The sequence below is a fragment of the Gemmatimonadaceae bacterium genome, assembly GCA_019752115.1.
Taxonomy (GTDB): Bacteria; Gemmatimonadota; Gemmatimonadetes; order Gemmatimonadales; family Gemmatimonadaceae; genus Gemmatimonas.
The window spans coordinates 1-15,607 of record JAIEMN010000040.1 but is presented as its reverse complement, the minus strand read 5'-3'; the positions used below and the strand labels follow the sequence as shown (position 1 = coordinate 15,607).

At 65.3% G+C, this 15,607-nt stretch carries 12 protein-coding genes; 2 read left to right on the top strand and 10 right to left on the bottom strand.

The genetic code is table 11. From position 1 onward, the window contains the following. Positions 1–19: 19 nt before the first annotated feature. Entirely contained in the window at positions 20–868 is an 849-nt protein-coding gene (locus K2R93_17155) for a sulfite exporter TauE/SafE family protein (protein ID MBY0491569.1), read from the bottom strand. Beyond that, positions 837–3,260, bottom strand: coding sequence for a heavy metal translocating P-type ATPase (locus K2R93_17150; GenBank protein ID MBY0491568.1), 2,424 nt, complete (start codon positions 3,258–3,260; stop codon positions 837–839). The genes K2R93_17155 and K2R93_17150 overlap by 32 nt, the downstream gene beginning before the upstream one ends. Before the next feature lie 476 nt (positions 3,261–3,736). Here K2R93_17150 and K2R93_17145 point away from each other — a divergent pair, with 476 nt between their 5' ends. Further along, the gene (locus tag K2R93_17145; GenBank protein MBY0491567.1) at positions 3,737–4,075 is read left to right on the top strand and encodes an isoprenylcysteine carboxylmethyltransferase family protein; all 339 of its coding nucleotides are present in this window, start codon (positions 3,737–3,739) and stop codon (positions 4,073–4,075) included. Positions 4,076–4,197: 122 nt separating this feature from the next. Here the strand turns inward: K2R93_17145 and K2R93_17140 are convergent, their stop codons facing one another. Further along, on the bottom strand, positions 4,198–6,258 hold the full coding sequence (locus K2R93_17140; GenBank protein MBY0491566.1) for a TonB-dependent receptor: 2,061 nt from the start codon (positions 6,256–6,258) through the stop codon (positions 4,198–4,200). Between the two features lie 545 nt (positions 6,259–6,803). Here K2R93_17140 and K2R93_17135 point away from each other — a divergent pair. Continuing rightward, the gene (locus K2R93_17135; GenBank protein ID MBY0491565.1) at positions 6,804–7,445 is read left to right on the top strand and encodes a methyltransferase domain-containing protein; all 642 of its coding nucleotides are present in this window, start codon (positions 6,804–6,806) and stop codon (positions 7,443–7,445) included. Between the two features lie 307 nt (positions 7,446–7,752). Here the strand turns inward: K2R93_17135 and K2R93_17130 are convergent, their stop codons facing one another. The 7 genes from K2R93_17130 to K2R93_17100 form a co-directional block, all read right to left on the bottom strand. After that, positions 7,753–8,157 carry a cytochrome c gene (locus tag K2R93_17130; protein MBY0491564.1) on the bottom strand — a complete coding sequence of 135 codons (405 nt, stop codon included), beginning with the start codon at positions 8,155–8,157 and terminating at the stop codon, positions 7,753–7,755. A 51-nt stretch (positions 8,158–8,208) separates the two neighbouring features. Beyond that, positions 8,209–9,417, bottom strand: a complete 1,209-nt coding sequence (locus K2R93_17125; GenBank protein ID MBY0491563.1) for a hypothetical protein — start codon at positions 9,415–9,417, stop codon at positions 8,209–8,211. A 40-nt stretch (positions 9,418–9,457) separates the two neighbouring features. Further along, positions 9,458–10,975: a cytochrome b N-terminal domain-containing protein gene (locus K2R93_17120; GenBank protein ID MBY0491562.1), complete on the bottom strand. Its 1,518-nt coding sequence runs from the start codon at positions 10,973–10,975 to the stop codon at positions 9,458–9,460. Next, entirely contained in the window at positions 10,972–11,538 is a 567-nt protein-coding gene (locus K2R93_17115) for a Rieske (2Fe-2S) protein (GenBank protein MBY0491561.1), read from the bottom strand. The genes K2R93_17120 and K2R93_17115 overlap by 4 nt, the downstream gene beginning before the upstream one ends. A 367-nt stretch (positions 11,539–11,905) precedes the next feature. Further along, entirely contained in the window at positions 11,906–13,180 is a 1,275-nt protein-coding gene (locus K2R93_17110; GenBank protein MBY0491560.1) for an aminotransferase class V-fold PLP-dependent enzyme, read from the bottom strand. 112 nt (positions 13,181–13,292) lie between these two features. After that, a complete protein-coding gene (locus K2R93_17105; protein ID MBY0491559.1) occupies positions 13,293–14,096 on the bottom strand; it encodes an ATP-binding protein in 804 nt (267 codons plus the stop codon). An 837-nt stretch (positions 14,097–14,933) separates the two neighbouring features. Next, positions 14,934–15,607: DUF4198 domain-containing protein (locus tag K2R93_17100; protein ID MBY0491558.1), on the bottom strand; the 674-nt coding region annotated here is incomplete at its 5' end.

The window sequence follows — 15,607 nt, the reverse complement described above, 5'->3', positions numbered from 1 at the left end:
GATTCTGGCATCGGCTTACTCATGATGTGGTGGGAAGCACGGTGGCGAGCCACAGGAAATACCCTGTCAGGCCGAGCAAGACGACCCCGGACAACAGTTCCACGGGGCGGCGTCCGCGGTCGAGACGCTCGAGCCACCGGCCCAAGCGTCTGCTCCCGTGCTCGGCTCCATAGCCGAGCGCAAGGAATGGCAATCCCCGCCCGATGGCGAAGGCGAAGGACAGGAGTGCGCCGTACAACGGGCGACCCACGGCGGCGGCAACGGTCAGAAGCAGCAACAGGGGACCAGCGGACGACGTGATGGTCGCCACGCTGTAGGCGGCGCCGTATCCGAACGCGCCCGAGCGCCCGCTACGCTGCCGAACCACCGGGTCCCGCACGCGACGGCGCACCCACGGGCCGGCCAGCACGGCGACCGCGCCGAGTCCCAAAACAACTGCGGCGAGGACAGAGAACGCCGGGCCGTTGCTGGTGAACACGCGTCCGGACACCGCGGCGAGGACACCTAAAGTGGTGAGACTCAGGACCAGCCCTCCGAAGAAAAGCAGCGAGAGCAGACCCGGACGCGGCGGGCGCGCCGACACTTCAACCCGGCCGGCGTCCCCCAAGGTGCCCGCAACACCGCGCGACATACTGCCGGATGCGCCGCCGACGTAGCTCACGAGGCCTAAGCCGGTCGGCACGGTGCACGGACACGCGCTCGTGGACAACGCGCCGCCCGCCGCCGCAACCATGACGGCGAGCGCGGAACTCTGCGCAACCGACGCCGACAGCTGCTGAATGAACTCCGCGGGGTTCACGAGGCGCTCCTCGCGCGTGCGCTCATCGCTCGTGCGCTCATCGCATGCCCATCGTTTCGAGCTCGCCACGGAGCTGTTCCTCGGACACGCGGGCCGACTCATAGGCGACCACCACTTCCTTGCGGATCGCGTTCGCCTTGACCGACCGCACGCCCTCGATCTTGGCCAACCTCGTGTCGATGCGCCGTGCGCACGCGTCGCAGTGCATGCGGCGCGCAGGGATCACGGCTTCGGCCACGTCAGGTGTGGTCGCGGCGATGCCCGATTCAGGCTCGTCGCCTGCGCGCTCCTCGTCGAGCTGCAGGCGCACGAGCATCGCTGTCGACGCGAGCACGCCCAGCACCGAGACCGCCATGATCCCAATGGCGAGCGGCGCGGTGATCGCGCCGACGATGGCGAGCGTCATGCCGATCACGTTGGCGGTGACCGCGATAGCGATGTTGTGGCGCATCTTCCGGTGCGAGGCGCGGCCGAGGATGATCGCGCTCGCCACCTTGTCCAGCTTGTCGCTCACGAGCACGACGCCCGCCGACTGCATGGCCACGTCGGTGCCGGCGCCCAGCGCGATGCCGACGTCGCTTTGCACAAGAGCCGGCGCGTCATTGATGCCGTCGCCGACGAACGCTACCGTGCGGCCTTCCGCCTGCAACCGCGCGATGATGTCGACCTTCTCCTGCGGCAGCAGCTCGGCGTGCACGTCATCGAGGCCAATGTCCCGGGCCACCGCTTCGGCGACGCTCCGACTGTCGCCCGTGAGCATCGCCGTGCGCAGCCCCATAGCCTTCAGGCGCGCCATGAGCCGCGCGGTGCCCGGCCGCGGCGTATCCTGCAGGGCGATGACGCCCAAGAGCTGACCGTCGACGGCGACGTACACCACCGAGTGTCCAACCTCGAGTGCACGGACGCGCTCCTCAATCGCAGCGGGCACCGTGGCACCAGTGCCCTCACTCGTGAGGAATGTCGGGCGGCCCACGACAACGCGACGACCGCCCACGCTGGCGACGACGCCCTTGCCCGGCACGGCGCGGAAGTCCGAGGCGTCAGGGTGCCGGATCTCCTGGAACTGCGCATAGCGCACGATGGCGCCGGCCAGCGGATGTTCGCTGCCGGCTTCTGCGGCCGCCGCGAGCAGGAGGAGGTCCTGCTCGGTCCCGGTGAAGGGGATGGCCTCGCGTACGGTGGGACGTCCGTAGGTGAGCGTGCCGGTCTTGTCGAAGACCACCGTGTCGACCTCGGCCAACGCCTGGAAGAACTCGCCGGCGCGCACCAGCAGGCCGCGCGCGATGCCGTGCCCACCACCGATGGCGAGCACCATTGGCGTCGTGATGCCGAGCGCGCAGGGGTAGCCCATGATGACCACGGTGAGGGCGATCAGCGTCGCCTGCTGCGCGCTCCCCGAATACACCAACCAGCCGATGAACGCCACGGCCGCGACGGCATAGACCACGGGCCCGTAGTAGTTCATGAGCCGGTCCATGAGCAGCTGGATCGGCGGCTTCCGCTCTTCGATCTGCCGCATCAGCCCGACCACCTGCGCGACGAAGCCCTCGGAGACGAGCCGCGTCACTTCGACGCGCACGAAGCCGTCGACGTTCATTGTGCCGCCAACCACCTCGCCGCCGGCCTCTCGGAACGCTGGCACGCTCTCGCCGGTGACGCTTGCCATGTCGAAGCTCGAGCTGCCCTCGCGTACGATGCCGTCGAGTGGCACCAATTCGCCCGGCCGCACGGCAACGATCTCGCCCAGCGTCACCTCGGCGACCGGGACCTCCACTTCGTGGCCGCCGCGTATCACGCGCGCCGACTGGGCCTGCAACGACAACAGCCGACGCACCGATTCCGCGGCGCGCTTCCGCGTGCCCAGCTTGAACGCACCGAAGAAGAGGTGCAGCGCCATCAGCCAGACGGCAACGGGGAAGAAGTTGGGCCACGCGGTCGGTTGCATCAGATGGCCGACGCCGATGGCGAATGCGCCCCAGGCGCCGGTGGAGAGCAGCACGTTGGCATTGATGACGCGCTCACTCAGCGCCATCAGCGTCTTGCGGAGAATCGGATAGCCGATCCAGGTGAGGACGATGATCGCGACCAGGGCGCTGACCAGCGCGCGGGTCCGTTCCGGCAGCCCGGCAAGGTTCAGCGGATCGAACAGCAGGTCCGCGATGGCGAGTCCCATCGCGAGGCCCCCGCGCCGCCGGATGGTGGCGAAGAGCGCGCCGTCGGTCGCCACCTGCTGCGCCTCGGTCGCCACCACGGTGTAGCCCAAGTCTTCGACTTTCTTGGCGACCTGCTGCTCGGTCACGCGAGCGCGGTCCGCGTCGACGAGGATGATGCCGTGGACGAGGTTGACCTGCACGCTGTTCACGCCTGGGACGCGCGCGAGCGCCTTCTCGACGGACATGGTGCAGAACGAGCACATCATGCCACTCGCCTTGATCTGGATCAGCCGGTTCTTGGCGGCCATGGATGGAGCCCGGTGGACGAATCGGTGCCCAAGTCCATGTGACCGGGCAAACCCTTCACGTGTGCACAGTACACCCTCTAGTCGAGTAGAGGGTCAAGGGCCGCTCGCGCGTTGACGCGAGGACCAGCTAGCTGCCGGCTGGGGCCGGGTATGCGCGAATGTCAGCGACGCCGCGTCCATCTTCGACGACATAGGGACGTCGGAGCCCTGCGGTCGGCCGATGGATGGCGAGACTGACGCCGCATACCGTTAAGCTCTGGATGTCGTGCCCCCAAATGGCATCAGGATGCGCAGTCCAAAGCCGCGCGCAATCGCTCCCGGAACTCCAAACACACTGCGATGCGGATTCCTCCCGTCCTCATGCTTCTCAGCGCCATCGCGTTGAGTGCGGCGTCTGCGGTGGCCGATCCGCTCGTTCGTCCATATCGGGCGCGCTCCGACTGCTCGGCGGTCTCATCGCCGCTGGCGGCCTGGCCGTGGCCGGCGCGGGGGTCGCGGCATTCCGCCGGCAGCGCACGACCGTCGATCCGCGCTACCCCGAGCGCGCCACGACGCTCGTCGCCGAGGGGGTGTACCGCTGGACCCGCAATCCGATGTACGTGGGCTTCGTGAGCGTAGCGGCCGGCGCGGCGGTGGCGTTGGGCTCGCCGCTCGCGCTGTTCGGCCCAGGACTGCTCGGCGTGTACTTGGATCGCGTGCAGATCCCGGCAGAGGAGCGGGCGCTGCGGGCGCGTTTTGATGCCCCGTTCGAGTCCTACGTCCGGACGGTGCACCGTTGGTTGGGTCGCAGCGGGCACGGACTAGACGGGACCTGATGACCTGAGCCCGCATCGACGTGCCGAGAAGACTCACCAGATCAGTCGCAGTGTTCGCGCGCCATGACTGCATCCTGATACCGCCGATGAGGGGCACGCCCTCGTGACGCGGTGCAGGCCGCTCAGAACGAGCGCTCGAGCCCAGCCTGCACCATGCGTCGCATGCCAGGCAGAAGCCCTCGGGTGCGATCCACTATCACCAGCTCCCCGAAGAGGTTCTTGGCCGTCGCAAACGCCGTCACGCCCAGCCGCCGGAGCGGCACGTTACCGGCGACATTCCAGAGGGTGTTCGCCGGCAGGATGCCCTGCTGGCCGTCGGCCACGGTAACACGCGTGTTGGCCGCATCGCCGAACTGCTGTCCGAGGTGCACCGCCTCGACGGACACGTCGGCGCCACCGCGATGCCGCAGGCCGAGCGTCGCCGTGGTCGTCAGCGCCGGCGCATACGGCAAGCGCTTCCCGCTCACGTCCAGCCGGGTGCGGGTGCCTGTGCCATTTTGCTCGGCGTACACTTTGCCGGCCACGTCAGCGCCACCGGCACCGATGTAGGCGAAGCGAGTGCCCTCGGTGCGGGCCACCGGCACCCACGTCGTGGCGAGCTGCACGAACGGCGTCACGGCGCGCCCGGCACCCAGGTCGGCGCGGACGTCCAGCTCCAGCCCCTGATGCAGCGTGCGGCCAGCGCTCGTCAGCGTGGCGCCGGTACCACCGGCGACGCTGGCCGGGATGATCTGGTTAGAGAAGTCCATCCGGAAGGCGGTCATGTCCACCGTCCACGTGGCACGTGGCACCCAGCGCAGACCCGCTTCATAGTTCCAGCTGCGCTCGGGATCGAGCTCCACCACGCTGCCGGTCGTGTTGCTGATGATGTCCTCGTTGCGCGGCGGACTGAATCCGCGATGCGCGCCGGCGAACAGGGTGATCGTCGGCAACGCAGTGAACGTGGTGCCCACCCCCGGAATCAGTTCGGTCAGCGACGTTGCACCGGAGACGCCATCCGGGCTTTCAGCGACGGGTCGGAAGTTGCGCCGCGCGATGTCGATGCGCTCGATGCGAAGCCCCGAGGTCACGGTGAAGCGCGCGGTGCCCAGTCGTGCCTGTGCCCAGCCGGCTACGGCATCCGTGCTCCGACGGTTGTCCTCGACCAGGCCGGAGCCTGGGTTGGTGGTCGGGCCGGCGGTGCGACTATTGAAGGACGCCCCGTTGATCTGTTGGCGCTCCTGCACCTCGCGGTGCAGACGGGCGCCCGCGTCCAATGTGCCGAACATGGTCGACAGTCGCAGCGGATGGCTGTAACGCGACTCGGCGCCGAGCACCCGATAACGACGGACCCGCCCCTCGTTGCCACAACCGGATTCGAGATTCTGCATTCCGCCGCAGGCCGGATCGCTGCGGTCATTCGGGCGCTGAGAAGAGTTCGAGGATTGCCGCCACCAAGGCCGTGAGATGTCGTGGCCGTACACGGTGGTGGTGAGGCGCCGCGCCTTGCGGCTGAACTCGTGAGCGACGGTCCCGCCAAGCCGATCAATGGTAAAGACGTCGTTGCGAAACGGATTCTGGCGGGGATTGGTGGCCCACTCGTCTTCGGTCAGTCCAGAGTACGTGACCTGCGACGCCTCACGGTACACGTTGGTCTTGGCGATCAGTCGGTGGCCCGCAGCGAGCGGCACGAAGAGCTTGATGGACGCATCGGTCACGTCCGAACTCACGTTCTCGCGGGCGCCCTCGGCGCGCCAGCGGCCAAGGTCGACCACGGCACCAGCGTCGCCGTTGACGGCCGCCCCGCGGAAATAACCGTTTGCCAATCCATTGCTGCCACCCGTGAAGCGGAGCGTCGCACCGCTCTCGACGGGCAGACCCGGCGTGATGTAGTTGATGACGCCGCCGACCGTCTGGGGGCCGTGCAGAATCGAGCCCGCCCCCTTCAGCACCTCGATGCGCTCCATGCGGCCGACCGGCGGGTGGTAGTACGCCGCGTTGTCGCCATAGGGCGCCAGCGTGATCGGGATGCCGTCCTCAAGCAGCAGCGTCTTGGTGGAGCGGGTGGGGTTGAGCCCACGGATTCCGATGTTGGGTCGCAATCCCAACCCCTCCTCGTCGCGAACAGTTACCCCGGCGAGTTTGCGCAGGGCCTCGTTGGTCGAGGATACGCGCGCGCGCTGTAACGTGCCGCGGTCAAGCACCTGTGCACCTCCCGGAATCGTGTTCCGGTCTGTCGCGGTCCCGATGATGCTCATGCCTGGTAGCCGCGTACTCGAGTCGCGCGGCGGTGCCAACGTTTGCGCATCGATCATCGTTGGCGTGGCTGCGAAAACGAGAAACGGTAGGCGGAGAGCGCAATTCATGGCGAAGACTTTCGGATGAGAACGAATATCATATAATGTTAAAGTAATGCTGAGTATTCTACTCGGCAATGCCCTTCGAGTCCTCGACTGAATTGGGCGGCCTCAGTGGTCCGGACGCCACTTCGGGCGGTGCGGCCGGCGACGCAGATCGCAAAACCGCGGCTTAGCTTTCAGGTGTTGCACATCGCTGACCCATGACCGCAATGCCCTCCCCACGCATGGGTTACCTACCGTTCGAGTCCGTCCGCAAACCATCGCTCATGCTCCCCGCGCCCGCCCCACCACCACGCCCGCCGCGGTCGCCATTGGCGGACAAGCCCCAAGACAGTCCCGCCATCACGCCAGCCCTTGGCCGACTCGGATCCACCGCCGCCTACGACGGGATGATCGCTTTATTCACGCGCGAGCGCCGCTGGCGCGCCGCGCTGGTTGCGCTCGCGGCGCCGAGCCCGGGCGACGTCCTCGTCGACCTCGGCTGCGGAACCGGGACCTTAGCCATCCAGCTCAAGCAAGCGTGCCAGGCCTCGGAGGTGCTCGGCGTTGATCCCGATCCCGCCGTGCTGGCGATCGCCCGCCGGAAGTCGGCGCGCGAGGGGGTCAACGTGACTTGGCACGAGGCGATGGGGGACCGGTTGCCCGCGGTGGTCGGCGCCGGGCGCGCGACCACTGTTGTTTCGTCGCTGCTCTTCCATCACTGTACAACGCCCGTGAAGCATGCTCTCCTCGCGGCCGCCTTCGCCACGTTGCGACCAGGGGGTGCTCTGGTGGTCGCGGACTACGGGCTCCAGCGCACGCGTCTCATGCGTGCACTTTTCCTCGTGATCCAAGCTGTCGACGGGCGGGCCACCACTGTCCCCAACAGCCTTGGCGTGCTCCCCGGCCTGATGCGGGACGCGGGTTTCATCGACGTCGAGGAGTGCGACGTCGTGCCCACGCCAACCGGGTCAGTCTCGCTGTATGTCGCGCGCCGGCCGAACGATCCGCCCGATAGAAGGGCGACGGCGCGGGTAGGAGTCAACGTGTGAGGGGATCGTGACAGCCGCAGTGGACTCCCTTCTCCTGGGATCATCAATGAGCGGCACGACTCAAGCGTCTCGGATGCGGCGGCCTCTTGGCACACGTCGTCCGGACCGCACGACGTGAACCGCTGCGGCGACTCGCAGTTCGGGGGGCCCGGGGGCCGAGTCGCCACTGCGCGGTGGCGCCAGAATACACGCCCCGAGGCCGTCCCGAACGATCGCCTCCCATGACATCTGCGCGATCAAGGCTGTTGATCGCGCAGACGCGCGACGCGACCAGCGAAAATCGGAGCTCGCGCGCCCCAGATGTCGGTCAAGGCGCCTTGGCGAGCGTGCGGATGTACCGAGCGACGGCGCGCATCTCCTCGTTCGAGAGCTTGTCGGCCAAGCTCTGCATGTCGCGGCCCGCACCTTTGCGAACCACCGTTACGAGTGAATCATCCGAACGCTTCGCAAAGAACCCGGGATCAGCAAAGCTGGGAATCCTGTTGTACTTCTTGAGGGCTTGCTTGGTTGGCGCCCCAAGTACGCCGTGGCAGGCCTTACAGTGCTCGAGGTACAACGCCTTGCCATCAACTTGCAGTCGCGACGCGACGACGGCAGCCGACATCGCCATTCCCTCGCCGATCGGAGAAGACTCGAGTTTGAGCAGTTCACGCGCGCTTCCGCTGACGGTACCAGTCAGAAGCGCGAGCCGGAGCAGTGATGAGAGCGACATATGGGTCCCAGCTAGAGAAATAAGTTGTCCGCGAGGCGCGGGCGCCCGCCATCAGTATGCGACCTGCAAACGCGTCGCGAGCCCCGTGCGTCTCGCCTGTGCGTCCGATTGGATCTGATCGCGATAGAGCTCGATGCTCCAACGGAGATACTCCGGGACATTCAACGGGAGAACGGCTCCCACCGCCACGCGCGTTCGGCCCAAGTCGCGAATCGCTCGGTCGCGGTTGAGATACTCATACCGCGAAAGAAGGGTCAAGGGCAACTTGTTGATCGTGTACTGCGCCTGTAACCACCAGGCGTCTCCAGACACAGGGTCTGATCTCGCTTCGCTCACACCGCTCGACTTGTAGCGGTCCCGCCCCATCACATAGCCGCCGAGCACTTCAAAGCGTTGGAGGATCTTGTTGGCCGTCACCGCGAGCCGGTAGTACCGCGTGCTGACATCGGACTGCTGCGGCACGACGCCAAGCGCATTGCCGGCGTAAGCCGCAAGCCCTAGTCCACTGCCCGCATCATCCCAGATGAACTGATTGGTGAGCACGACATCACGCTTTGAGACCGCAGCCCCACCTTCCCCTGAGCCGACAACCAAGCCGTTGAGCACCTGAAGCGCGACGCGATTTCTTCCACCCAGTACGGTGAACACCTCTGCCCCGGTCTGATCGCCGCCAAGTCGCAGCGGAATGCGTTCGGTAACCGATTCATCGTATGCGAGCGGCGTGAAGATCGCTGTGGCTCGATCGAACCCAGCGACGCCGCCTGCAGCGAACAGGAGGTGGCCCTGCGCCAGCCGGAATCCGCTGTAGCGAGACTCCTTGCCCCAGATCCCTGAGATGGAACCAATGAGGTCGATGGCGGCGTCCGGCGTGCGTTCAAATTCGAGGTATGCCCCGTATCGCTTGCCCAGCGGTCCGGCCGCAAAGAAGCTCGCCGACGGTATAGAGATGCCGTCCGCTTCACGTGCTTCATTCTTGCGCGCAACGCGGTCATAGGCGCCAATCACCCGAGCCGCCAGATAGTTCTCGACCTTCTTGACGTCGACGCTGACGCCGATATCGTCTGGCATCCGGTAGCCGGCCCACTTGAAGGCGATGCCCGTTGCGTTCAGGCGTGGAACGGCGGGGGAATGGCATCCCGAGCAGTTCATGTTGTAGCGTCGCGCCCAAGGGGGCAGTGCATGTAGGGGCAACGGGAGCGCCGCGAGCAGGCTACCCCAAAGCGTAAGAATGCGAATCCCGCTCATATAGAACGTCTCCACGGAAAGAGGATAGACGGTGACGCAAAGGATGACGATTGCGCTAGTTGGGCGGGGATGTCTGAGGGGCGCGCCCCGGCGCAGAGGGGATCGGAGACGGAAACGTATCGCGAATCGCCAATGCGGCCTCCTTGCCCGGCCTGCCGCGCAAGGCGCTGAGGTACTGCGCGATCTCCTCGATCTCTTGGTGACTTAACGACGGAGGGCCAAAGGCGGACATCTTGGAATCGGCGTGGAATGCGCTCGGATTCTCGATGAAACTGTGCAGCCAAGCGATACTGTGGCGCGCACCGACAAGAGTCAGCTCGGGCCCGTCAGAACCTCCCGATCCGTCGACCACGTGACAGCTCGCGCATTGTCGCCGAAAGGTGGCGCGACCCGCGCGCGCGACTGAGCTCAAGACTCGACCGGTTTCCGGTGCGACAGTCTGTTGCGCGTCGCGCACGGCCGCTCCCAAGAGGACGACCGAGCCGCCGAGAAGCACGCTTGCTCCGAGCGCAGCGAACGGACGCCCCCTCAAGCGCCTCGTGCTTCGGCGATCAAACAGGGGCAGCCCCAAGAAGACCACTGCCAAAAGGGACGGCACCCCGATGGCGACGGTAGCTTCCATCGACCCTGGAAACAACTTCAGCAACTGAAAAAATGGTAGAAAGTACCATTCGGGTGTGGGGATGTATGAGTTGTCGGTCGGATCGGCCGGTGCCTCGATCGGTGCTCCAGCCCACCACGCCACGACGAAGAGCACGACAATGACGAGCAGCGACGCGACCACATCCTTCGCAATAATGTCCGGCCAGAATCGCACGCCGCCTTGCTTGCTTCCCTCGTAGACCCGCGCGTAGTGCTCCACGTACTCGGCATCGTCCGTCCGTGCGGGCGCACCTGTTTCCAGCAGACGCGCTGGCGCCGCAATGCCCTGCCGTACCACCATCGCCAGATGCATCGCTATCAGCACGACGATCCCGCCAGGTAGCCAAAGCACATGAAACGCATAGAACCGCGTGAGCGTGGCCGCGCCGAGTTGCGATCCGCCCTTTAACAACAGCGCCAAGTCGCCGCCGATGTAGGGCACGGTGCTGGCGATGCTTGTACCGACTTGCGTTGCCCAATAAGCGCGCTGGTCCCACGGCAGCAAGTATCCGGTGAAGCCGAAGCCGAGTACCAGACCGAGCAAGCCCACGCCGATTATCCAGTTCACCTCGCGCGGGTATTTGTACGCACCCATTGCAAACACCCGGAGTGTATGCAGCAGCGCCAGCACCACCATGGCACTCGAGCCCCAGTGGTGAACCGCTCGAAGAACACGGCCCGCCGCGACCTGCTGCTCGAGAAACTTGATGCTGTTGTAGGCGTGGTCAGGAGAGGGCGCGTAAAACATCGCCAACACCAGGCCGCTGACGAGTTGCACCAGGAAGACTGCGAGGGTGGCGCTGCCCAAGGTATGCCACCATGTGAGACCACTGGGAACCGGACGATCGAGGAGACCGCGATAGAGTCCGCGTAGGTCGAGCCGACGATCCAGCCATCCGCGCTCCGAGATTGAAGGATCGGGCTCGCTCATGTCTCCACCTTGGATGCGATGCCCGTGCGAAATGTCAGGTGCTGGATGAACACTTCGCCGTCCACCACTTTCACCGGGAGCGAATCGAGCGGTCGCGGCGGCGGCCCGCCCAGCACCTCACCGGTCTTCACATCGAAGAGCCCGTGGTGACACGGGCAGTGAAAGCGCTTCTGTTCGGCATCATGACCAACGCTGCAGCCCAAGTGGGTACAGACGGAACTGAATGCGCGAAACGAAACGGCGTCATCGGTATACAACCACACGCTTCGCAAGGCTCGCGTCTCGATCCATGCGTCGTTGATTGTCTCGGTGAAGTCCACCTTGAACGGAACGCCGACGTCGACCGTGTTCACGTCATCGATCACCTTGGTCCAGCGACTCGCGGCCGGCTTTCGAAAGACTGGCGAAAACAACGCCATCAGCGACGGGGCCGTCGCTAGGAGCCCCGCGAAAGCACCGAGCACTCCACTCAGTGTGACGAGAAAGCGTCGACGACGAAGCACTTTTCGAGACTCCTCCGGCGCCGAATCGTCGCGGGTGAGAGGCACTCCCTGTTCAGTCACACAATCCTCACTCGAGTAGGTAGGACTACGCTCCAGCAGCTCGGCACCATCACCGTCGACTTAGTCGGGGCAATTTTATAACGAATAAAAGAGAACGCAAGCATGGCGATCTCTGACGAGTATGTCAGCATTTCCCCGGTCAAGAGGCACGAAGCAGGCATCGTGGTCCATAAGGCGGCGGCGAACCTCGCCGCCGGGAAGGCTCCGGTGGCACATCACAGCGCTACGCGAGTCGAACGCGCGAGCACCGCCGTTGCATTGGCTTGTCGAACCGCTCCGTTGCCGCCGCCTTCGTGGCCATGAACCTCTTCATTGGTTGAGGCTTATGACCTCGGTCCTCAATCCGAACCTGTTCGACGCATCCAGGCTAGCCCCTCGCGAAGGTGTGCACAAAGCGAAGGAACTGTTCCACATCCCGCTGCAACGAGCCGAGCCCCATGGACACGCGGACAGCACCGACCGGTCGATCCCCCATGCAGGTCGCGAAGGCCGGGATGGAAAACTGATCGCCCAATTGATCAACGCACTGCGGCATCCGCTCGTCGCTCAAGCCGAACGCCCGCTCGGCGCACCCGGGATTACAGAAGCACCCACCCCGAACGGCCACGCGGTGCGCTCGTGCTGCGGATTCAACTTCCCAAAAGGGAATGGCGGCGCCTCGATGATCCAGGAGCGTGAACGAAACGGTTGAGCCGCGCTGATGCATATCGCGCGGGCCATGCAGCCGCACCAAGGGCTGCCCCCCCGGATGGCAGGCGTCGACGAGCTCCATGATGAGTGCCTCTGTCAGTCGCGCCAGATGCCGCCGCAATCGCGGTCGATCACTCTCGACGACGGCGCGCAAAGCCAGCGGCACGGCACCGAGGGCCAAAAAGTGCGGGCTCCCATCTTCGAAGGCTTCCACCGCGTTCGTTAGGCGGTGGCGGTCGTGCGCCATCGAAACCCAGTCGACAGTGCCACCCGCGAACCAAGGGCGACGCAGCGTGGCCAAGGCCTCACGGCGAGCAACCAGTGCGCCGACCCCCGTGGGGTAGCCGCTGATCTTATACAGGGAGAGACAGAGAAAGTCGGGTTGAATCTCAGTGAGATTCAGATCGGCAGTCGGGAGATAGGCGGCGGCATCGAGCAAGACCCGCCATCCACGCCGCCGGGCCGCGGCGACGAGGTCCAACGAATGCCGAACGCCCGAAAAGTTGCTTTGCGCGGGCATGGCCAGCAGCGACGGAGCCCTCGGAGCGGCCGGGAGTGTCTCCGGCCGAATGGTGAGCCGCAGCTCTGCGGAGATCGGCAGAATCTCCACGGTGGCCCCGCGTGCCCGCGCGAACTCTCGCATGCCCACCACGGAGTTGTGGTTGTCGGCGGCCAAGAGCAGCGCACTTCCGGTCTCGAAGGGAAAACTCTCGCCGACGAGCTTGCACGCAGCGGAGGCATTGGCGGTGAAGATCACCGCGTACTCAGCGTCGTCCGCGCCGAGGAATTGCAAGACGGCGCGTCTCGCCTGCGAAACGGCATCGGTCGCAGCCAATGAGGGGGCCGAGTGCGAGTGTGGGTTCCCCAACACAGTCGCCGAGAGACGATTCAAATCTTGCGCGAGAACAGACGAAGCAAAGAGACTTGCGCCGGTGTAGTCGAGGTACGCCATGCCGACGGCATCTACGCGAGCGAGTTCACGTCGACGCCACGCGAGGAACCACGATTCGTCCGATTCCGCAGAGGAGCCGAGCGGCTGGGGAATGTTTGTCAAGGACGACGGCTCATGCATGACGGTCCGATTCTCCGATGACGTGTTGCAGCGCTTCGCGCGCATCGAGTTCGCGTGTACTGTTGCCGGTCCTGACGAAGTACCGCGCGACATGCTGATCTGTGAGGAATACCGGCCACGGTGCGCGCTCGACCAGCACACGACAGACGTCGTGGCCACCTACGGCGTGAAAGAACACGTGTACATAGCGGCATGCGGCCGTACCCAGATGCTGCTCGATCAAGCCGATGACGAACTGCTGAAAACCATCGCGGTTTTTGCGGCGAAGTGTCCCGAGGTCCGACGTAAGTCCGCACGGATGTCCCAAGTCATCCACGCCGATGAGCACGCTGCCACCGCGGGTATTCATGAGTGCTGCGGCTGAGCGAACTATTGCGAGTTCCAGCGCTCGATTTACTCGGCCGACACTATGGTCCCAGCGCGCAGTAGCCTTGAATTCGACCGTCTCGCTCTCGCCCGATGCGAGCAGCGACGCCAGGCTGCGGCCGAGCTCCGCTTGGAGCTGATCGACCTGACGAGCGCGCCGATAGACGATGCGAAGTGTGTACCCAACGGCCACGCCCATCGCCCCTCCCATGATCATGAACAGTCCCGTCATGGGCCACATTGCTGGCAAAAAGCCGGCGCGCATTCGTGACAGCACAAATTGCGCGACATGCGTCACTCCGGCGATGTCCGGATGGAATTCGTACCAATAGATCACCATCGTCAGCGGATGCAGCAGCAGCACCCCGAACAGCAGGCCCACGCCCGCCGAGGTGGCGGTGCTCTCCAGATGATCACGTTGTCGAGTCATCGGATCCCCCGAACCATCATGACTCCCATGATGACAGCGCCAACCCCGATCCATGAAAGCGCGGCGGCGGTCCGGGGCGTGCGCTTCGGAGAAGGCATCGTGGGCAGATCACAGCCGTCGAACGCAATCTCTTGCTCTAGAGTCACCGCGCTGGCCCGGACGGTGGTATCTCTGACCGTGACGATGGCGCGATACCGCCCTCGCCGTGGCAGCGATGGCGCAAACGGATATCGCCCTTCGGTACGCAGCGCCGAGATGCTTGTCTGAACGGCCGGCGTGGCGGCGGTATCTGGGAGTGATCGCACGACAAGCGTGACGCGGCTCCCGGTCGCCGATGCGTCCGCGTGCGTGGGGCGTACGTCCACGAAGTATAACAGGGAGTCCTTCGGTGCTACCCATGGCATTGTGAGCGTGACGCGCCACGCCCCCTCCGCAATCTCCCTGATCACCGAACGGCAAGTTGTCCCCGCGACCGCACGAATGGCCACGTCGGAATCCTGCGGGGTCGTTCGTGCACCCATCATCCCACCCATGTGGCCACCGCCTACCGGCAGGCAGCCAGTCAAGGCGCCTGCCGTGACCAACCGCAGTGTTTGACTTAGCCTGTGCTTCATGGGGGGCCTTCAACGACGAAGTGGAGAGCAGGCAACCGGGACGAGGGAGTCGGCTTCTCGTCTGCCCTCGGCCAGTGCGGCGACCGACGGCATTGCTCTTTGACCGTGTGGCTATCGCAGTTTATGGTGAATAAAAGAGATGGTAGTCAGATGATCGCTGACATCCTCGTGGGAGAATACCGGAACCGGAGGCGCGCGTTCGATAGGCGTTCCTCCCGATCCCTCAACCGTGCGGCCGGACGTTCCACACGAACGTCGCGCGCCACACACGCGTGCGAATCACGCGAGCTCCTGCTGGCTGCGTAGGCGCCACCCACGCCGTCCGCAACATCCACGCGCCGGCGCGGGAGAGCGGGATCGCCACAACACCTGCGGAATCGGCGATCATGGAGGCGTACTCGCCGGTGCCGCGAACGGTGGTGTCGAGAGCAGTCTTTACGTCCACGCCCAAGCGCGGCACTGGCCGACCGTCGGCGCGGAGCTGAAGGCGCAGCGTATCACCGACGCGGAGAACGGCCGGATCGACCAGCGGCACGATGCCGAGGGGGAGAATGCCGGCGCGCGAGAAGGCGCGTGCGCCGCCATGGCCGACTTCGGCGACCGTCGAAGCGAGCACGGCGTGCTCGAAGATGACGCTGTCCGCGTCGCGCGTGAGCGAGCTTTCCCCCAGTCGGCGCGCCTCGGCGCTCGCGCCCTCGGCGGCGAGGAACTTGAGAAAGCCGGCGGACGTGTTGGCCAGTGTACCGGGCTTCGTGGCCAACACGACGAGGTACTGTCCGACTGACGTGGGCTTGGCGGTGATGCGGAGCGCGCCCGCGGACGCGACGACATCGGTAGCCACGTTGTCGCTCGTGGCACCGATCACCCGAACCGAGGCGACGCGATCGAGCGGCACGG

Excerpts from the sequence above, each read along its gene's own strand:
- K2R93_17120 (MBY0491562.1), bottom strand. The coding sequence starts at position 10,975 with ATGAGCGAGCCCGATCCTTCAATCTCGGAGCGCGGATGGCTGGATCGT.
- K2R93_17150 (MBY0491568.1), bottom strand. The coding sequence starts at position 3,260 with ATGGCCGCCAAGAACCGGCTGATCCAGATCAAGGCGAGTGGCATGATG.
- K2R93_17135 (MBY0491565.1), top strand. The coding sequence starts at position 6,804 with ATGATCGCTTTATTCACGCGCGAGCGCCGCTGGCGCGCCGCGCTGGTT.
- K2R93_17110 (MBY0491560.1), bottom strand. The coding sequence starts at position 13,180 with ATGGCGTACCTCGACTACACCGGCGCAAGTCTCTTTGCTTCGTCTGTT.
- K2R93_17130 (MBY0491564.1), bottom strand. The coding sequence starts at position 8,157 with ATGTCGCTCTCATCACTGCTCCGGCTCGCGCTTCTGACTGGTACCGTC.
- K2R93_17105 (MBY0491559.1), bottom strand. The coding sequence starts at position 14,096 with ATGACTCGACAACGTGATCATCTGGAGAGCACCGCCACCTCGGCGGGC.